General features: G+C 52.3%; 16 protein-coding genes and 1 pseudogene. 8 read left to right on the top strand and 9 right to left on the bottom strand.

What is annotated here, in order from left to right; all coding sequences use genetic code 11:
• Positions 1-17 precede the first annotated feature (17 nt).
• Positions 18-1370 carry an MATE family efflux transporter gene (locus tag GOW98_RS04495; protein WP_170329882.1) on the bottom strand — a complete coding sequence of 451 codons (1353 nt, stop codon included), beginning with the start codon at positions 1368-1370 and terminating at the stop codon, positions 18-20.
• A gap of 27 nt (positions 1371-1397) precedes the next feature.
• A complete protein-coding gene (locus tag GOW98_RS04490; RefSeq protein WP_170329881.1) occupies positions 1398-2036 on the bottom strand; it encodes a TetR family transcriptional regulator C-terminal domain-containing protein in 639 nt (212 codons plus the stop codon).
• Between the two features lie 139 nt (positions 2037-2175).
• Between GOW98_RS04490 and GOW98_RS04485 the strand changes: the two genes are divergently transcribed.
• From GOW98_RS04485 to GOW98_RS04470, 4 genes are read left to right on the top strand one after another with little or no spacing between them, the layout of a single operon-like run.
• Positions 2176-3813, top strand: coding sequence for a phytoene desaturase family protein (locus tag GOW98_RS04485; RefSeq protein ID WP_170329880.1), 1638 nt, complete (start codon positions 2176-2178; stop codon positions 3811-3813).
• Positions 3810-5342 (top strand): phytoene desaturase family protein, encoded by a 1533-nt coding sequence (locus GOW98_RS04480; RefSeq protein ID WP_170329879.1) that lies wholly within the window; start codon positions 3810-3812, stop codon positions 5340-5342. Before GOW98_RS04485 ends, GOW98_RS04480 begins: the two co-directional genes overlap by 4 nt.
• Positions 5339-6514 (top strand): aminomethyltransferase family protein, encoded by a 1176-nt coding sequence (locus GOW98_RS04475; protein WP_170329878.1) that lies wholly within the window; start codon positions 5339-5341, stop codon positions 6512-6514. The genes GOW98_RS04480 and GOW98_RS04475 overlap by 4 nt, the downstream gene beginning before the upstream one ends.
• Positions 6515-6527: 13 nt before the next feature.
• Positions 6528-7907 carry an aminotransferase gene (locus GOW98_RS04470; RefSeq protein WP_170329877.1) on the top strand — a complete coding sequence of 460 codons (1380 nt, stop codon included), beginning with the start codon at positions 6528-6530 and terminating at the stop codon, positions 7905-7907.
• Positions 7908-7940: 33 nt separating this feature from the next.
• On the opposite strand, the gene GOW98_RS04465 is transcribed toward GOW98_RS04470, so the two are convergent.
• A complete protein-coding gene (locus tag GOW98_RS04465; RefSeq protein ID WP_170329876.1) occupies positions 7941-8720 on the bottom strand; it encodes a class I SAM-dependent methyltransferase in 780 nt (259 codons plus the stop codon).
• Positions 8721-8907: 187 nt separating this feature from the next.
• Here GOW98_RS04465 and GOW98_RS04460 point away from each other — a divergent pair, with 187 nt between their 5' ends.
• Positions 8908-11367, top strand: a complete 2460-nt coding sequence (locus GOW98_RS04460) for a GcvT family protein (protein WP_170329875.1) — start codon at positions 8908-8910, stop codon at positions 11365-11367.
• A 24-nt stretch (positions 11368-11391) separates the two neighbouring features.
• Here the strand turns inward: GOW98_RS04460 and GOW98_RS04455 are convergent, their stop codons facing one another.
• The 5 genes from GOW98_RS04455 to GOW98_RS04435 form a co-directional block, all read right to left on the bottom strand.
• Positions 11392-12024, bottom strand: coding sequence for a TetR/AcrR family transcriptional regulator (locus tag GOW98_RS04455; RefSeq protein WP_170329874.1), 633 nt, complete (start codon positions 12022-12024; stop codon positions 11392-11394).
• Position 12025: 1 nt separating this feature from the next.
• Positions 12026-12868 (bottom strand): ABC transporter permease subunit, encoded by an 843-nt coding sequence (locus GOW98_RS04450; protein WP_170329873.1) that lies wholly within the window; start codon positions 12866-12868, stop codon positions 12026-12028.
• Entirely contained in the window at positions 12869-13777 is a 909-nt protein-coding gene (locus GOW98_RS04445; RefSeq protein ID WP_437436848.1) for an ABC transporter permease subunit, read from the bottom strand.
• Between the two features lie 50 nt (positions 13778-13827).
• On the bottom strand, positions 13828-14970 hold the full coding sequence (locus GOW98_RS04440) for an ABC transporter ATP-binding protein (protein ID WP_170329871.1): 1143 nt from the start codon (positions 14968-14970) through the stop codon (positions 13828-13830).
• A gap of 87 nt (positions 14971-15057) precedes the next feature.
• The gene (locus GOW98_RS04435) at positions 15058-16167 is read right to left on the bottom strand and encodes an extracellular solute-binding protein (RefSeq protein ID WP_170329870.1); all 1110 of its coding nucleotides are present in this window, start codon (positions 16165-16167) and stop codon (positions 15058-15060) included.
• A 408-nt stretch (positions 16168-16575) separates the two neighbouring features.
• On the opposite strand from GOW98_RS04435, the gene GOW98_RS04430 reads away from it, so the two are divergent.
• The 3 genes from GOW98_RS04430 to GOW98_RS04420 all read left to right on the top strand — a co-directional run bounded on the left by GOW98_RS04430 (position 16576) and on the right by GOW98_RS04420 (position 19500).
• Complete coding sequence (locus GOW98_RS04430; RefSeq protein WP_254437899.1) at positions 16576-17847, top strand: aromatic ring-hydroxylating oxygenase subunit alpha; 1272 nt, start codon at positions 16576-16578, stop codon at positions 17845-17847.
• Positions 17844-18107 carry a hypothetical protein gene (locus GOW98_RS04425; protein WP_170329869.1) on the top strand — a complete coding sequence of 88 codons (264 nt, stop codon included), beginning with the start codon at positions 17844-17846 and terminating at the stop codon, positions 18105-18107. The genes GOW98_RS04430 and GOW98_RS04425 overlap by 4 nt, the downstream gene beginning before the upstream one ends.
• Before the next feature lie 127 nt (positions 18108-18234).
• Positions 18235-19500, top strand: coding sequence for a flavin monoamine oxidase family protein (locus tag GOW98_RS04420; RefSeq protein WP_254437898.1), 1266 nt, complete (start codon positions 18235-18237; stop codon positions 19498-19500).
• Between the two features lie 201 nt (positions 19501-19701).
• Here GOW98_RS04420 and GOW98_RS04415 read toward each other — a convergent pair.
• Positions 19702-19923 (bottom strand): annotated as a pseudogene (locus GOW98_RS04415) (DDE-type integrase/transposase/recombinase); the annotation flags it as partial.

Below are 19923 nucleotides of genomic sequence, written 5' to 3'. Positions count from 1 at the left end.
CTCGCAAGCAGCGCCAACTAGCGGTTTTTGGAGAAGAAGCGATAGGTCAACGCGATAGCCGCCAAAGAGAGACCTGAGCCGTACCCGATCCAAACGCCGTTGGGACCGAACCCAAGCCAAAAGCCCAGCGCATATCCAAGCGGCAATGCAAAGACCCAATATGCAATCAAGGTGATGGCAACGGGGAAATGGTTGTCCATCATGCCTCGGAAAGCACCCAGCATTGTCCCCTGCACACCATCTGCAATCTGCATTGCTGCAATCACAAGGAACATCGATATCGCGAGAGAAACGACTTTTGGGTCATCTGAAAGGCTATTGGCCAAAGGATCGCGGCCAATCAAAATACCAGTAACGACAACAGCCATCCAACCAACGACGACCATCAGCGACGCCAACACAATCGGCTTGAGCCTTTCTTTTTCATCGGCACCAACTGCCTGAGCTACACGTATCGAAATTGCAATCGAAACTCCCAATGGCACCATGTAAATGACGTCGCTGACCGCAGAAACGATTTGATGCGCGGCAAGCGCGGCTGCGCTGAACCAACCGAGCATAAGGCCAGCTACTGCGTAAGCTGCCCCCTCCCCTAGGTAACCAACGGAAATAATGAACCCTTCTTTGATCTGCGCCTTAACCTCGGGCCAATCAAAACCTGCGGCCTTTAGGAAACCCTTCTTCTTTCTCCACGCGCGCAAAATCACGAATGCCACAATTAACGGCACCATCTGAGACAACAGACTTGCGATCCCGGCACCGATGAGTCCCAGACCCGGCCAACCAGCAACTCCGTGGATCAAAACATAGTTCGAAGGGATGTTGAATCCGACCGCAAGGAACGCGAGGCCAACCCCAATCCACGGACGATTCATTGCGTCAAAGAGAGCTTTCAAAGCATAGAAAACCGTGAAGGGCACCAAAAGGAGGCTCATCGCAATCCAGTAGCCGCCAATCAGACTGACCACTTCGGGAGGCTGCCCAATCAAAGAAAGGGCAGGCTTGAGGCAGATCATTACAGCAGCGCCAACGACGCCAACGACCAGTGAAACGATAAGCCCAGCGCTTGTTGCCGAAGCCAACCCTCGTTCACTTGTTTTCCCAAAGGCTTCAGCCATTCGCACACCAATTGCGGACACAAAGCCGTAAAGCGCCGAGTAGAAAATGATCAGTACCGAGGCTGTGATCGAGACCGCCGCCAGAGGAATTGTACCCAATGGGGCCACCATCACAGTGTCAACGACGCCAATCAAAGCAGCTGCAGCAAGAGAGATAACTATCGGAAGAGCAAGCCGCGCAAGGTAGCGCGCCTCATTTAAGATGACACCCCAAGATGGCCGAGGCTGCTGCGATATCCGCACTCGCGTCATGTTGTTGGGCCTTTCAGTCGAAATTGACTAAGCCGTATCCCCAAGTAATTCCGGGACCAGGCGAACAAGGCAACCCCAGGCAGCCTGTTCCGCCTGCTTTCGGCTCAGGCCTTGAGGAGCAAGATGCAATCGCTGCCAATAGCCATCCGTCAATGTCTCCATCCATTCAGCCATTTGATCTGGTGAAGTAACCTCATCGTCGGGCAGCAATTCGTTCCAGATTACACGCAAGGTCTCTCTCCGACGTGTTTCGAAATGCTCGGCAACTTCATCGTACTGCAGTTGAAAGCGAAGCTCGCCCCAAAACGCATACCAAAGGGGTAAGACCTCCGGACCACATGCATCAGGGTGGAAATCAGCTTTTATCAGGGCCCTTATCTTTTCGGCGGGCTTATCCCCTGCTCGCTCTAAAGAAGCTGTCCAGTGATCTTCGTAGCGCTGGTAAAGGTCGCGCAAAGCTTCGGTCAGAAGACCAAGCTTTGACTTGAAGTAAAACGCCGCAACACCCTGAGAAAGCTCAGCTTCAGAAGCGACCGTTGCGAGCGTCGTTTTTGCCAACCCATGAGCCAATATAGAGCGGCAAGCCGCGTCCAGCAGCTGTCGGCGACGACGATCTGCGTTCTCCTTCCGCTCTTTGCGGGGACGTTTACGATCTGCTTCGACCAATTGCCGCTCCTTCTACGAATACAGCCATCTACAGCGCGCAAAAAAGATGCGTCAATAGCTTGAAAATTATTTGAGCGCTCAAATAAACTTTACGAACCCGAACCTGATCTGTAAACGAGAGAGAAAGGGATGGAGAAATTTGACGGTTGAGAACAGATACGACGTTATTGTGGCCGGTGCTGGTCACAACGGATTGACTGCCGCCGCCTACTTGGCACGTGCCGGCATGCGTGTTTTGGTGGTCGAAAAGAACGACTGGATTGGAGGCGCTGCAGTCAGCCGCTCACTGCACGATGGTTGGACGTACTCGAATTGCTCGTACGTTTGCTCTCTTCTGCGACGCGAGATTGCCCGGGACCTCGAGTTACCGAAATACGGACTTCAGGTTATTCCGTATGAAGGTGGCGCGAGCTTTACGCGCGATGGGGATTATTTCGCCTATTATTCCGATCACAACGCCCTTAAACGCGAGATTGCGCGACATTCTGCGAAAGATGCCGACGCCTATCGTGGTTACTCGCAAGCCATCATGCGGCAATGCCGATTTATCCGTCCATTTCTGCTTCGAGATGCACCGGACCCTGCGTCTCTCCACCCACGTGATCTCGGCGAACTGGCTTATCTCGTAAAAAAAGCACACGGGCTGGGCAGTCGGGAGCTCGGCGAAACACTGAAATTCTGGACAATGTCCATTGGTGACTTTCTGGATGAGCATTTCGAAAACGACCTGATCAAGGCCCATTTGGCTGGCTCCGGCATTATCGGTACCGGCCTTGGGGTGTACTCACCCGGCACGTCATATGTGCTGCTGCACCACTACATGGGTGACATTGACGGCGGCATCGGAGCATGGGGTTTCGCGCGTGGGGGGATGGGTGCAATTTCGAATGCCATTGCAGCCTCTTTCAAGGATCACGGCGGTACCATCCACACAGGTTCGGGCATTGAGAAAATCCTCAGCAAAGATGGACGCGTTGAAGGCGTTACTCTCGAGGACGGCAAGGTTATTTATGCCCCTGTCGTTGCCTCCAATATGGATATCAAACGCACAATTCTGCACCATTTAGATGCGGCCGAGTTGCCGGATGATTTCACCAAGGCGGTGCGGAACTTCAAAATTCGTGGCTCTTCGGCGAAACTCAACATCGCGCTTGATCGCTTTCCAAGTTTCCCTGCTGCACCCGAGCACACCAGTTTCCTAAGGGGCGACTTGCATGTGTCGCAGAGCCTCTTGGAACTTGAAAAGGCTTATGATGATTGGAAAGTCGGGCGTTGGTCTGAAAAGCCCTATATCGACATGCTAATCCCCAGCCAGATTGATCCGACTATGGCTCCGACAGGTGCCCACATGATGACGGTTTTCGTCCAATATGCTCCTTATGATTTGGAAGTCGACGGCGTTAGATCAGCAGAGAATTGGGACGAAAAGCAGCGCAGTGCGATGGCAGAAACTGTACTCGACCAGATGTCTGTGGCGTGCCCAGACATTCGCGAGCGCATCGTTCATATGGAAGTGCGTTCACCATTGGAAATTGAACGCGAGGTCGGTCTGACAGAAGGCAACATTTTCCAAGGTGAACTGACTTTTGATCAGCTTTTCTTCAATCGGCCAGTCCCGGGTTGGTCTCAGTACAGCCTACCTGTTAAAGGGCTTTATCTGTGCGGTTCGTCCGCCCATCCGGGCGGAGGGGTTATGGGAGCACCTGGTGCAAACGCTGCCCGCGCAATCCTGAGGCACGAAACACGGCATGGCCGAATGAAGGGGTATGCCGCATGAGCCAATTTGATGCGATTGTCATTGGCGGCGGTGTTAACGGTCTGGTTGCCGGAACACTCCTTAGTCGACACGGCAAGAATGTCTGCATCATCGAGAAATCCAACAGGTTCGGCGGCATGGCGTCTTATTCCGTGGATGGCGGCCCGACTCTGGCCCATTCTCTATATAACCTGAGTCCGCGGGCCTTGAGTGACATCGGCATAGATCCTCAACACCCTGTCCTGTCCGGCAAGCCCGTCTCCACGGTTTCTTTGTCTGAGGATGGGCGGCATATCGTCTTCAATAGCGAAGGCGTCTTTTGGAGCGAGGGGGCAAAACACCCGGAATCCGACGCCTGGTCCGATCTGACAAAGCAGTTGATTACGTATGGGGGCCTTTTGCGCCAACTCGCCGAGGCCTCACCACCCGGCGGTCAAAAAGCCATCCTTTCGCGGGGTGGGCTCAACGAGTTTTTGCGTCTGGCAAAACTGGGCAGAGGCCTGAAAAAGCTGGGCAAATCTGAAATGCGGCGTTTCCTGCAGGTCGTCTTATCTAATGTCTACGACATTGTTTTAGATGACCTATCGGAAGGACCGGTGGCTGGAATGCTTGCTGCTGATGCAATCTGGGGGTCAGCCACCGGTCCAAGATCTCCGGGCACGGTGTTCAATCTGATCTATCGGCTGGGTCACGGAGGTAACATCACACAACCAGCAGGTGGGATGTCCGCGCTGACCGATTTGATGGTTGAAGCAGCACAAAAAGCGGGGTGCGTGCTGATGCCGGAAACTAAGGTGTCTCGCATTATGTTGCACGACGACACAGTCTCCGGAGTGGCAACTAACGATGGACGAACTTTGACCGCACCCATTGTGCTCAGCAACCTTGCTCCAAGACTAACAAGCCGAATGACCGGACCCTCTGCTTTTGACATCGAAACAATGCGGCGAGTTCGAAGTATTCGAGCTCTTGGAACAGCGGCTAAGGTCAACCTACGGTTAAAAGACGACGCCGCCCTGCCCGGCCTGCCTAGCGAACTAGCCCACGAACGACTGATCTATGCCCCTTCTGTGGAGTACGTCGAAGCTGCGTTCAATCCAGCTAAGTACCGTCAAATGTCTAAAGCACCGGTGATTGAAGCCTTTAAAATGCAGACAGCCGATGGGGCAAACTGGCTGTCAACCATAGTGCAATATGCGTCATCTGACATTGAAGGCGGTTGGACTCAGACTGCCAAGGAACAGCTTGCGCAAATCACAGTTGAAACTCTTAGCCATGCCCTGCCCGGCTTGAGCGATCAAATCTCAGGCAAACAGGTCATAACTCCGGATCAAATCGAAGGCGCGACCGGCGCACCAGGGGGGCACTGGCACCATGCGGAAATGTCATTAGACCAACTGCTGACACTTCGGCCCGCGAACGGGATGGCCAGATATTCCATGGGGCCGAAGGGGCTGTTCCAATGTGGTGCGGCAACGCACCCCGGCGGTGATGTCATGGGGCTCGCTGGTCGCAATGCGGCTCTGGCAGCGCTGGAGGCTCGGCCATGAGCATCTTCACCGATCCTAAACTAGGTTTGATTCCCGGCCCGTTTCACAAAAAACTCGAAGAGCAAAATCGCGCGCAAAATTGGTACGATTGGGCGGGCTATGCCGCCCCGGGTGTGCTGGACAGTGTCGAGTTCGAGTACTTCGCGCTGCGCAATCAGGCCTCCTTGTTCGACATCTCACCAATGCACAAGTACCGATTGACCGGGCCGGATACGACAACGATGCTCAATCGCCTAGTGACACGGGACATCCGAAAAATCGGCGTTGGTCGCGTGGGGTACGCAATCTGGTGTGATGAAGAGGGTATGGTCATCGATGACGGGACTCTTTTCCACCTTGCCGACAACGATTGGCGTCTTTGCTGTCAGGAACAAATGCTGACATGGCTACTCGATGCTGCATGGGGTTTTGACGTTTCAGTCGTCGACGAAACTCACAGTTTTGCTGGACTTTCGCTGCAAGGTCCGACCTCGTATGCAGTTTTGGAGGCCGTCGGGTTAGATGTCAGCAAGTTGAAGCCATTCGATCTTGCTAAAGTTGACCATGATCTCATGATTTCGCGGACGGGTTTTACCGGTGATTTAGGCTATGAGCTCTGGTGCGACTGGGACAAGGCGGAAGAACTTTGGGACAGCGTTTGGAAAGGTGGCGCACATCAAGGACTGCGCGCGATCGGGTACGAAGCTGTAAATTTGGCCCGTATCGAAGCGGGGTTTCTGACCGCAGGTGTGGATTTTCAGCCAGTTCATGCGACCGAGCGATTGCATCGGGGACAAACACCCTTCGAACTCGGTCTGGGCCGGCTAGTCGACTTCAACAAAGGTCATTTCAATGGCCGGCGAGAGTTGCTTTCCAAACGAGAGAGTCCAAGAAGCCTCCTCATGCGTTTCGATGTCGAAGGATTCAAACCCTCAGAAGGGTCATTGATCTACAATCGACGCAAAAAAGAAGTTGGGCACATAACATCCGGAATATGGTCGCCGACCGCCAAACGCAACATCGCGTTGGCACATGTCCGTATGCCGGATGCAGGACGGTCATCCGGCTTAAAGGCGGAAATTTACACTCTGCAAGAAGGCAAATGGGACACAAGGATGGCGCGCCTTACACCTGTCACCAAAGCCTTTTTCGCACCGCCCCGCGCACGTGCCACGCCACCGGCCCGCACCTAAAGGAGAAGCAGACGTGAATACTCTATGGAATACACCAGCCGACGGCGATCTGGTCGCTTGGGATCGCGACCATCACCTACATCCTTGGGCCGGAACCGAGGGCTTTGGGTCCGACGAGTACATGCGGGTGAATACAGCGGATGGTATCTACCTTTGGGATGCTGCCGGAAAGCGCTATATCGATGGCCCCGGCGGTATGTGGTGCACACAGATCGGATACGGGCGTCAGGAGATGGCCGATACCATTTCCCAACAGGTTATGAAGATGCCTTACGCATCGCCCTGGTCGTTTACGACTGAGCCCGCAGCCGTTTTGGCACGAATGATCGCAGAACGCACGCCAGGTGATCTCAACACAGTGCACTTTACAACCGGTGGGTCCACGGCCGTTGATACCGCCCTGCGGACCGCGCTTTTCATGAACAAACGGCTTGGCCGACCGGAAAAGAGAATCGTGATCGGCCGGGAAAAAGGCTACCACGGATCCACTTTTCTAGCCGCTACTGTCACTGGGAAAGAGCGTTTCGAAACAAGCTTTGAAAAAGCTCAGGATCTGGTGCGCTTCCTTCCCGACGTGAATCCTTACCACCGGCCAGAAGGGATGAGTGTTGACGCCTGGTGCGACGCCAAAGTTGCTGACCTTGAGAACCTTATTGCCGACATAGGCGCCAACCGTATTGCCGCCTTTATCGCGGAACCGATCCTGTGTTCCGGTGGTGTGATCGTTCCACCTCCGGGTTATCACAAGCGCACGCTCGAAATTTGCCGGGCAAACGACATTCTGTACATTTCGGATGAAGTCGTAACTGGCTTTGGCAGATTGGGACATTGGTTCGCCTCAGAAGACGTCTTTGGCATCGTCCCTGACATCATTACATGCGCAAAAGGCCTAACCTCAGGCTATCTGCCACTTGGCGCCTGCATAATCTCGGACGCAGTAATTAAACGAATTGCCGAAGCACCGGGCGACGATGTTTTCTACAACGGCTACACATACTCCGGGCACCCTGTGAGCTGCGCGGCGGCAATCAAAAACATCGAAATCATGGAGCGCGAGGACATTCTGAGACACGTTCAACGCGTTACACCGCATTTTAAAGACCGCCTACATCAAATTAAAGAAAAGTTTCCAATAGTTGGGGATGTGCGCGGTGACGGGCTCCTCGGGAGCATAGAATGTCGCCCCGGACTGAACGTCGAGAGTTACGAAGCGCATGTGAAGTTTGGGCAGAAATTGGACGATGCGTGCGAGGAGATGGGATTGCTCTTGCGCCCGTTTGGAAACATGGCCGTGTTCTCGCCCCCTTTGATCATATCTCCCTCGCAGATAGACGAAATGTTCGACATCATGGAGGCTGGTATGGCGCAGGTCAGCAAGGACTACGACGCATAACAGTCAACGCGCTAAGACAAGGAGCCAGTTAGATCAGGCTGGTTTCCGACCACGGATGTGATGTGGGCAATGCTCTCCGGTTTTTAGCACGGGCTGCATAGCGTCCCAGATCTCGATCTGGTGCTCGATAAACTCCGCTCCATGCCGGGCTTCCCAGTCGGCGCGGTTTGGTCCGGTCAATTCCTCAAGTTCCGCAGCGGATACCTGAGCATACCAAGGGTTGCGATTGACCAACTCTACGTCTTCAAAGCCCGCCAACTCCATGGCAGCGCGGTACTTAGAGGGCGACGCCATCTGAAACTCCAAGGCTTCCATCTTTACGTAGTGCGCCATCTCGGGTGACATTTCCCCGTCGTGATTGGTCAACCAGTCAGAAGCCGCGAAATGACCACCCGGTTTAAGCACGCGATACGCTTCCGCGGCCATCGTTACTTTGTCGGGGATATGGATGATCGAGTCCTTCGAAAACACGACGTCAAAAGTACTGTCTTCGAATGGCATTGGACCCGGGGTGACCTCCAGGATTTCGACCTTTCCTTCCAGATTCGCCTGCCTAACTCGCTCTTTAGCAGCCGTGCAGACTGGAGCCTCTACATCAATTCCCGTAACTTTAGCGGCGCCGAACCTTTTTGCCATCAATACTGCTATAGCCCCAGAACCACAACCTATATCAAGGATTTGCTTATCTTTCAGATCAATCCCTTCAACAACACGAGCAACTTCTTCGTGGCCTCCCGGTGAAAGAAACCCCTCCCCCCAAAGCTCCTCCAGAAAGCTGATCGCCTCTCGGTCATATAGGATTTCTTCTGACATAGGATTTCCCCGCATCTGATTGTCAGTCAATCACTGTAGTGAAGCCTTTTCTCCCAGTTCAGACAAGCTTTATTGCGAAAACGAAGGTCGGCGATATCACTTTTTTTGAATGATCATTCAGTCAGTAGACATTAATCGTATTGACTGATATTCGGGGAAAAGAACGCCAAGAAAGGATTTTCTCGCAATGGCTAACACCCTACCAGCGCATGTCCAAACCGTGATTATTGGAGGGGGATCTATTGGCGCGAACACGGCCTACCACCTGACTAAGCTCGGCCATACCGATGTTGCAGTTCTGGAACAGGGACAACTGACATCAGGGACCACTTGGCATGCCGCCGGCCTGATCGTAGCCGGCCTTCTCAAATCCGAAGCTGAGTGCGCTATCTACACGCATGGTCGAGACCTTTATTCGAACCTAGAGAAGGAAACCGGTATATCCACAGGTTTCCGCGACGTTGGATATCTGCAGATTGCAACCAATAAAGAACGCCTGCATGAGATGCGCCGCGTCGCCGCCTTCATGCGGCGTTTTGGGATAAACAACCACGAAGTCTCAGTAAAGGAAGCGCAAGATATGTTCCCTATAGGGGACCTATCAGACGTCGTTGGAGCATTCCTCATTCCGGAGGACGGTCGGGCCAACCCGGTGGACGTGACAATGTCTCTGACCAAGGGAGCCAAAAACAGAGGCGCACGATTCTTCGAAGGTGTGCGGGTTGAAGAGATTTTGGCCAGTAACGGCACCGCGACAGGGGTCCGCACCGCAAGTGGTCACACCATAGCAACGGAAAACGTTGTGATTTGTGGTGGCATGTGGTCTCGCCAACTGAGTGCAAAACACGGTGTAAATCTACCCCTCCAGGCAGCTGAACATTACTACCTGATAACGGAAAGCATCCCGGGCCTACCTCGCGATCTGCCGGTTCTGGAAGACCCTTCAACTTACACATATTACCGTGAAGAAATCGGGGGGATGATGTTGGGGCTTTTTGAACCCGGCGCTGCGGCTTGGAAGCTCGATGGCATCCCGGATGAATGGCAATTTGGAGAGATCGAGCCGGACTGGGAACGTGTTGGGCCCGACCTGGAGAAAGCCTATTCGCGCGTGCCAGACACCATGAACTACGGCATCAAAAAGCTCTTCTGCGGGCCAGAAAGCTTTACACCTGATCTAGCGCCGCTTGTTGGCCCAACGCCCGAACTGCGCAATCTTTGGGTTGCATGTGGGATGAACTCACTTGGCATCCTGAACGGTGCAGGCATAGGAATGGTGCTAGCCCATTGGATGGTGGACGGTTTGCCGCCAATCGATGTCACCGGTATCAACGTCAATCGTTTCTCCCGTGAAATGGCGACACCGGCCTTTCGACGCGACAGGACACCTGAATTGCTGGGAAAGCTCTTCGGCCAGCACTACCACAACGAAAACTACAAAACAGCAAGGAACGTGAAGCGTTCAGTGCTGTACGACCGCCTCAAACAGGCCGGAGCCTTTTTCGGCGAAGGAAATGGATGGGAACAAGCTGATTGGTTTGCTCCGACGCCCGAAGAGGCCAAGGTCGAGAAATACAGTTGGTATCGCCAAAATTGGTTTGAATGGCACGCTGAAGAACACCGGGCAGCACGCGAGGATGTCATCTTAATGGACATGACATCAATGGCGTGTTTCAGCGTCGAAGGACCGGATGCCTGCGCCCTCCTGTCTCGCCTTTCCTGCAATGACGTCGATGTTGAACCCGGTCGTGTCGTCTACACAGCCTGGGTAAACGAACGAGGTGGGTTTGAGGCTGATCTCACAGTTACCCGACTATCCGATCAGAAATTCTGGGTCATCGTGGGTGAAAACTCGGCGGGTCATACAGAAATGCGCATGCGACGGCACATTCTGGACGATGAGAACGTAGTTATCACTGACATCACCGCAGGGCGCTGCCAAATCAACGTTCACGGCCCAAAGTCGCGTGAACTATTGAGCAGAATATCCGGTGCTGATTTGTCGGACGAAGGTTTTCCCTTCATGACGGCGCGTGAAATCGACATCGGGTATGCCGTAGTTATGGCCTATCGCGTAACTTTTGTTGGCGAACTCGGCTGGGAACTTCACGTACCGGCCACCCAGGCCGTACAGACCTATGATCTGATTATGGATGCAGGTCGTGATTTGGGCGTTCGCAATGCTGGAATGCAGACCCTTAACTCCCTGCGGCTGGAGAAAGCCTATCGTGATTTCGGAATTGATGTGGACAACACAGACAACCCGATTGAAGCCGGTCTTGGGTTTGCCGTTAAATTGGACAAACCAGGTGGCTTCATCGGCAGGGAAGCGCTAGCCGCGATCAAAGCAAAAGGCACGCCCAAAAACCGAATGTTGCAGTTCCTGCTCAAAGACCCAGAGCCTCTCATGTACGGCAACGAGATGATTTATCTAAACGGCAAGGAAGTCGGATATATTCAGGTTGGCGGATATGGGCACGCTCTCGGAGCTGCTGTCGGTATTGGTTTTGCAGAGATCTGCGAACCGTTGACTGCAGACGTAGTCGCAACGGGGCAGTGGCAGATCGAAATTGCCGACGAGAAATACGATGCTACCGCCTCGTTAAAGCCGCTTTATGACCCCGACATGCGCAAGATAAAGTGCTGATGCATTATTGTTCGGTGCTGTATTTCAAACCGGAAAGTGTTTTGGAAAAAACCGCGACAGCGAAAGCATGCAAACATCCCTGAATTCCCGGCGATCGGCCACTTTGGGATACAACATCAAGCTGAGCCAGGCCCCATCAGACATCGCCTCTACAGCCCGGGCTGTTTTTTCCGGATCGAGATCGTCGTAACCACCATCGGCGATCAATTCACCACACAGTTGCAGAATTCGATCGTATCTTTCGTTGTCATATTTATTATGTATTTTCAGATAATTGGGACGATACTTCGCTTGACCCCAGAAAGCAAACCAGACAGCCAAGCGCTTGTGGGTGCAGATGCTTTTGTCAAAATCCGCTCGAATGATGGCAGCCAGCCTATGTGCGGCTGTAGGTTTCGCGGCGTCGTAAGATTTTAGCCAATTCTCATAGTGTTCTTGTGCAAGGAAACCCAGCGCAGCGTCATACAGTGCTTCCTTGCTGTCGAAGTGATAGTTCACAACGCCATGGGACAGATTGGCAGTTTCGGTCACATGTTTAAGCGTCGTGTCAGAAAATCCACGCTTTGAGATCGAGTCGATGGCCGCCATTATCAACTGCAAGCGACGAACTTCAGGAGGTTCGGTGCGTCGTTTTTTCTGAAGCTCATGCGTCTCCAATTTAACTCTCCTCTCGTTCAGCCATTTGCCTGTCCAGCAAATCCGCCCTTTGTTGCCGGAACATAACAATAGCTGCGATAGCGACACAAATGGCGATCACAAGGATCATGATGGTCGCCAGCGCGTTAATATCCGGCCTGAGGCCTAGTCGAATGCGCGAAAAGATCAAAATTGGCAAGGTATTTGCGCCTGGTCCAGTAACAAAACTTGCTATGACCAGGTCATCGAGAGACAGAGTAAACGCCAATAGCCAGCCGGAAATAAGGGCTGGTGTCAGCTGTGGGATCGTGATGGCTGTCAGAACTTTGAACGGTTTTGCTCCAAGATCGGCAGCCGCTTCTTCCAAAGTTTGCCCAACGCCAGTCAAACGCGCCTGAATTGTCACCGCCACGTAAGCCATTGAAAAGGTAATATGCGCGATCGTAATCGTCGCAAAACCACGTTCTGCCGGCCATCCGATCAGTTGGTTCAGGGAAATAAAGAAAACCAACAAGGACAATCCGGTTATCACTTCGGGCATCACCAAAGGAGCGACCAACATTCCACCGAACAACGTCCGCCCCTTGAACCGCCCAAAGCGCACCATAGCCAGTCCTGCCAATGTGCCGAGCGCTGTCGCAAAAGTCGCGTTCACAACAGCAATCTGAAGACTGAGTGAAACAGCACTCCAGACTTCGGCAGATTGGAAGAGCTCTTTGTACCAACGCAAGGACCATCCTCCCCAAACAGGAACGAGTTTGGAGTAGTTGAATGAGTAAATGACCAACAGGATCATCGGGATGTAAAAGAATGCCAATCCCAAGGTCAGCATAATGGTTAAAAAGCGGGAGCGTTTACCGTACATTTATTGCTCCTCCGATGCTTTGCCTTGGTAGTGCTGAAAAACCATGATGGGGAGCACCAGAATGAACAGCAGAACAATCGCCACAGCGGCAGCGACAGGCCAGTCACTGTTTCTAGAAAATTCGTTGTAGAGAACGCGACCAATCATTTGCACGTTTCCGCCCCCCAACAGATCGGGGATAACGTACTCCCCGGTCGCAGGGATGAAGACCAACAGTGAACCAGCGACAATACCGGGCATCGTCAGCGGCAAAGTAATTTTGAAAAACGTGTTCGTTGGCCGGGACCCAAGATCGGCAGCCGCTTCGTTCAGACTGTTGTCCAACTTCTCCATATTCGCGTAGAGCGGCAGGATCATGAATGGCATATAGGTATAGACGATCCCGATATAGACGGCGAATTCCGTGTACAGCATGCGGATTGGCTCGTCGATTATACCCAGCGCTATCAGAAGATTGTTGATCGTGCCTTGATCCGCAAGCAGGCCCATCCATGAGTAGACACGCAATAAGAAGGACGTCCAAAACGGAAGAATAATAGCAAACAACAATAGCGGCTTCGCGACTGGTCCCGATCGTACAATTGCGTAGGCGATGGGGTAACCAAATAAGAGACACAAGAACGTGGAGGTCACTGAAATTTTGAGAGAATTGACGTAAGTATCAAAGTATAGGCTGTCTTCCCAGATGTAGATAAAATTGTCGAACACCAGACGGATCGTCATGATCCCGTCGCCCGTCCACTCAATCAAACTAGTGAATGGAGGGCTTGCAATCGCCAGTTCGGCCAAGCTTATTTTGGCGACAATAAAGAACGGCGCTAGAAAGAAAACGAGCAGCCAGAGGAACGGCACAACGGTAACGATCTGACGCCACCTATTTTGTATGCGCCGCATCACCAAACGGAGCATGGGCTGTCGTTCAACCGCAAGCGGTTCGGAGATATCCTCCGTGAAATCGGTCATGAGTGGAGCAACATGGCGCTAGACGGATCCCAGCTAATATTCACCTTGTCTTCCCAAGTTATTCGCTGTGTGGCATGCGTCGGACGAGATTGATTGGGCATGGTGACGTCGAAGACTTCGTCATTGGGAAGCCTTACCTTGTAGATAGATGTCTCTCCCAAATAGCCAACGTCGTCGATGACCGCCGATGTCTGATTAGAGCCTTCAGGGGCCACATCCGACTTCTCAAGTCGAATTTTCTCGGGCCTCAATGCGACCCAGATTTTGCTGCCAACCTTCACTGAATGACCGTGATCGATAAAGACTTCGCAGAACGCGGTTTCGACCCGAACATGATCCGCCCCGTCCTCGGTTACCCTGCCCTCAAAAATATTTGCTGATCCGATAAAATCGGCGACAAAGCGGGATTCAGGGAACTCATAGATCTCTGTTGGCGTGCCAATCTGCTTGAAACGACCCGCGTCCATGACAGCCATTCTCGAGGACAAGGTCATTGCTTCTTCCTGATCGTGGGTCACAACGATGAACGTGACACCGACCTTGTCCTGAATGTTTGCGAGCTCAAACTGCGTTTGTTTACGCAGTTTTTTGTCAAGCGCAGCCAACGGTTCATCCAAGAGCAGCAGCTTGGGGCGTTTGACTAAGGCCCGCGCCAACGCGACCCGCTGACGTTGTCCGCCAGACAATTGCTTGGGTTTTCTCTTTTTGAAATCTTCCAGCTCAACGAGCTTAAGGATGTCGTGAACCCTGTCAGCTATGTCGAACTTGGGGACATGGTCCTGCTCCAACCCGAATGCCACATTTTTTTCGACCGTCATATGCGGGAACAACGCATAGCTTTGGAACATCATATTAGTCGGACGTTCGTAGGCGGGCACATCGGCCATATCAACACCGTCGATCGTAATTGAGCCCGCGTTCAAATCCTCAAACCCAGCGAGCATTCGAAGCAGTGTAGACTTTCCGCATCCCGATCCTCCCAGAAGGCAGAACAACTCTCCCTTGTAGATATCAAGATCGACGTTATCAACGGCAGTCACTTCGCCGTATTTCTTGGTCACACCTCTGATTTGAACCAAGGGTTGCTGCTCTTTTTGCTCAAGCCAAGGTGCTGCACTGACAGTTGTGGAAACAGTCAATTTGGGCCTCGCAGTCTGCCAGTATGGATTGGAGGGTGCAGTAGCGATCCGGTGAGAACCGCTACTGCACTTGCCAGTGTGAGTGGATCAATTTCCAGCCTTGAAGTCAGTCCAGGTGCGCGTCTGCAAACGCTCGACCTTGGGAGGAAGAACGGCAGTCGTATACATCTTGGCAACCTGATCCGATGTCGGGAAAGCGGCCGGGCTGGACGTGACAGCTTCATCAACCATTGGTTTGGCCGTCAAGTTAGCAGTCGCATACCAAGTGAAGTTACTATCATTGGCTCCAACCTCGGGTCGCATCATGTAGTTGAGGAAAAGATGTGCGTCTTCCTTGTTGGCAGCGTCTTGCGGGATCAGCCATCCATCAATCCACAGCTGTGCTGTGCGATCACCTTCAGGCAAAAAGAAGTCTAGCACAACTCCAGTATCGGCTTCAGCTGCACCGGACATCGCAAGAAGACCATCCGGGCCCCAAGTGGTTGAGACACAGAACTCTTTCTGAGGCATCCGCTGATACGCATAGTTATCGAAGGTTTTGATGTACGGCCTAATTTCCGCCAGCATCTCGCCAACTTTCTCGTAGTCTTCCTTGTTTGTGGAGTTCGCATCCAAACCCATATGCGCCAAAGCCATTGGAATGATGTCGCCCGGGGAATCCAAGAAGGAAACGCCACACTTGGACAGCTCTTTCATGTGCACAGGGTCGAACACCATATCCATCGATCCGATAGGGGCGTCAGGATAAGTCTCTTTCACCAATTCTTCGTTGTATGTGACCCCGTGCGTTCCCCACATATACGGAATGAAGTGCTGGTTGCCTGGATCCCACTCGCTGGCCAGCTGTTCCAAAATGGCCGGATCAATGTGCTTAATGTTATCGAGCTTCGACATATCAAGCGGAGCGACGATACCCGCCTTAATCAGCCGAGCTGTATCACTGCCGGCATGGCTGACAACGTCATACCCGCTGTTTCCTGCCAACAACTTAGCATCGATTGCTTCGGCAGAGTCATACGGATCATAAATGACCTTGATGCCGTATTCTTTTTCGAAGTTCGAAATTGTGTCTTCAGCGATGTACTCTCCCCAATTCGTAACCTTCAGCACACGCTCTTGCGCGAATGCCGATCCCGAAATTGCAGTAGCCGTCACTGCTAAAACTGTAATCCCGGCAACTTTCCTGATTGAGCTCATGATTTCGCTTCCTCTCCCTGAGTGGTGGCTGCAGCAATTTCGCTTGCCTTGTCTGCTAGACACTATTTCGAATGATCGCGCCCTACGTCGCGGGCGCGATCATTATGCACCCCATCCTCCTCCAGCCGTCATACTTTTATCTGACTGGTCATTCAGAACGGTAGTCTGATGAAATCTTCACTGTCAAGCGCAGCCGAGAAAATTTTGATCAAATCCCCGCAAACAGTTAGAACTGTACAAAACTTAGGCAAATACAGTGAAAATGACTATGTCAAAACGACTTTGAGATTTATCTCGAATCTCTTTTTGAATGATCATTCAGTCAGAAAATGTTGACGCACAACCCAAACTGAGCGAAACCTACAGTTACTTGAAGGGTGGTTGGTCAAGTTGAACATTCAAGACTGTATGCTTGAACTCGCCTACCCAGTTGAAACACTGACTGACCAAGTCAAAATTAAGCGGATTGCACAGATGCGCGACGAAGCCAGAAATACCGAAATTCCCGCAAATTGGGACCGGCGCGGGCTGCCCGGGTGGTGCTACCACAGCGCTGCTCTTCTTGAGCTAGAGAAGAGCGAACTCTTCAAAACTCACTGGCAAATCGCCTGCCATATTTCGGATATTCCGGAACCCGGTAGTTTCCTGTGTTTTGATATGTGCGGCGAACGCGCTCTGATTTTGAAAGCTAACAATTCGGACATCCGCGCGTTTCTAAACGTTTGTCGTCATCGCGGTTCTCGGCTCGTGTCCAAAGAACAAGGAAAATGTGCGAACGCTCTGGTCTGCCCATTTCACGGCTGGGTTTACAATCTTGATGGAACACTGCGTGGCGCCGCCCGCCCCGAGTCCTTCCCCGATCTCGACAAGCACGAGTTTGGCCTGAAAGAAATCGAAATGGAAATCTGGCAGGGCTTTGTCTTTATCCGATTCAAACCCGGCCCCCAGCCATCGGTAGCGGAACTTCTTGCCCCGATTGAACAGGAAATCTCTGCCTACAAAATGGCCGAACATGTTCCGACGGACGGAATATGGACGGAGGAAACTCCGGTAAACTGGAAATCAATCAGAGATGTCGACAACGAAGGATATCATGTCCCTCTCGCGCACCCTGCCCTTCAGGACTTATATGGCTCGACTTATGCAGACGAACCATATGTCGATGGCATCTCACGCTCCGATGGAAAATTCACTCCGACGAAGGGCCGAAGGTGGGCTGTTCGCAATTACAAGAAATTCACAAAGCCACAGCCTCACCTACCTGAGCATTTGCACAAAACTTGGCTCTACTACGGCATTTTTCCGAATGCAGTAATAGCAGTCACGCCTGAGACAACCCTGTTTTATCAGGAATTTCCAGTCACGACAGAAAAGTCCATCCTTCGAAGCGCAACATACCGAAACCCAAACGAAGACCGCCAACAAAAAGCGGCGCGGTACCTTGCCGCTCGGATTGATCGAGAAACAGTGGAAGAAGATATTCAGCTTACGATATGGTCAAACGAAGCCATGGCTTCAGAGGCTTTTGAGGGCTTCTATCTTTCTGATCTTGAGTACGGCGTGCGCTCCCATCACGACCATTTGAGAAAAATACTACCCATCTATAACTCTGAAGTAACGCCGGGAGAGGATGAAGTTGCCTCGTTGAATGATGAATTGTTGGCTGAGACGAAATCGTGACTAAAGGTGTTTTCAAAACGTCGGAAGCAGAAACTCAAAGGCAGTTCCTGACAACGACGATCGGAACGCCTGATTCTGGCGCCACAAGGTATGCCGCAGCGATGTATTTTTTTAAGAACGGCAAGCTTTCTGCCGAGATGCTGGAAATATACCGAAGGTGCAGCAAGTTTGACACGGAAGATCCGCTCGATTTGGCTAGATATGAGGGCGTTTCAATTCCAAAATTTGTTTGCGAATTAAGCTCAAGCATCAACGCATGACCGCTTCTGCGCAAATGACAAAATTCTTAGACAATTCAGAACCCTGTAAGGTCTCAAGAAACCGAAGAAGCGGAAGCTCACTCCGGAAATTGTCTCTCAAGTCACTTTATTTGTTGGAGCGAAATCATTGAGTGCTCATGATTTTGACGTCGTTGTCGTTGGCGCCGGAGCTGCGGGAATCTCGGCTACTCGCGCCCTCAAATCGGCAGGTCTCTCGGTTGTCTGCGTCGAGGCATCCAACCGCGTTGGAGGGCGTACACACACGGATACGGAAATCTTTGGTGTTCCGTTCGACATGGGTGCGCACTGGATGCACACCGAACATGTAAACGCTCTGAAAGCCCCGGGTCTCGCACTTGGTCTTGATCTCTATGCGGCCCCGGACAGCGCGATGACTTATGGCTTAGAGGATGATGCTGTTCTTTGGGACGAAGTCGATGAAATTCATGACGCGATAAATGAGGCGGCGCGCATCGATGCAGAAATTGAGGCAAGCACCGGAATTCCAACAGATCGATCCCTAGCTGATATTTGGGAAAACAAAGGACCTTGGTCCTTTACAGCAGCGATGACATTTGCGTTGTCACTTGCCAGAGATTTGCCGGACACATCGTTGCGAGACATCAGTGCCTGGGAAGGCGGTGACGACTGGTTTTGCCGTGAAGGGTTTGGACATCTCATTGCATGCACTGCACGGGGTCTGCCAATCAGACTGGACACACCAGTCACAGAAATAAAATCTTTCGCGGATGGCGTGCACATAACGACGGCGAAGGGCAACATTAAAGCTCGCACCGTAGTCGTAACAGCTTCCGTTGGGGTTCTAGCCGAAGACATCATTCGCTTTGATCCCCCGCTCGGATCCGACCGGCGGGCAGCGCTCGAGCTTGTCACAATGGGCGATTACAATCACGCGGGGCTACTTTTCCAACCCAATGTGTTGCCTGTGCAATCCGATACTTGGTTGACATATCGCTTAGAGCCCGACGCCTCGGGCGTGTCCCGCGGAGGCGGTTTTCTTTGCGACATCTCAAACACCGGTCTAACCAGCTTTGAAAGCTCTGGAAGCTTTTCCAAAGACTTGCAGAACGCAGGACCTGAAAGTGCCATAGAGCACGCGCTCGAGACTCTGGTTGGCTTCTTTGGTACGGCTATCAGAAAGGACTTCATCAAGGGGTACGCGACCGCCTGGCGGAATGAACCTTATGTGCGTGGTTCTTACGCTGGAGCCAGACCAGGAGGCCACAACCAACGCGCTGTCCTACGCCGGCCTCATGCCGAGTGGGTGCATTTCGCCGGTGAAGCAACGCATCCCAACCAACAATGCTCGGTCAGTGGCGCACACCTAGAAGGGTTAAGGGCCGCGGAAGATGTATTGGCACAGTTACGCTGAACGACTAGCATTCAACTTTTTCCAGTAAGTGGAATAATCTTAGAATATCGAACAAACCTTTTGAAAAATGTCGCAAAGCTATGCTTCGCTTTTGCGTACTCAGCGGGCAATTCAAGTCATGCAATCCAGTTACAGACGGACGACAAGGGGTGCTGTCAGACAAATTCGAACTAGTATCAACTAGGCCAGTAAAGCTGTCCTTTATGCAGTACCAAGCATGCGCCACTCGGCAAGAGCGGCGGTGCGCGTCAGCTTGAATGTGTCTCGGTTGGCTAGCGATCTTTCCTAGTGAAGTGGTTGTAGACGGAAGAATGGACGGCGGCAAATTTCTGTAAACTTCGCATGCGCCTGAAACGCTGCATGGCGCTTTCGCTTCGTCGAAACGGCAGGTGCGAATTCTCGACGCGGTTGTTGAGCCACCTG

Source organism: Ruegeria arenilitoris (assembly GCF_013032445.1).
GTDB lineage: Bacteria > Pseudomonadota > Alphaproteobacteria > Rhodobacterales > Rhodobacteraceae > Ruegeria > Ruegeria arenilitoris_F.
The sequence above is the reverse complement of the archived record's forward strand: the minus strand, read 5'-3'. Positions and strand labels throughout refer to the sequence as shown.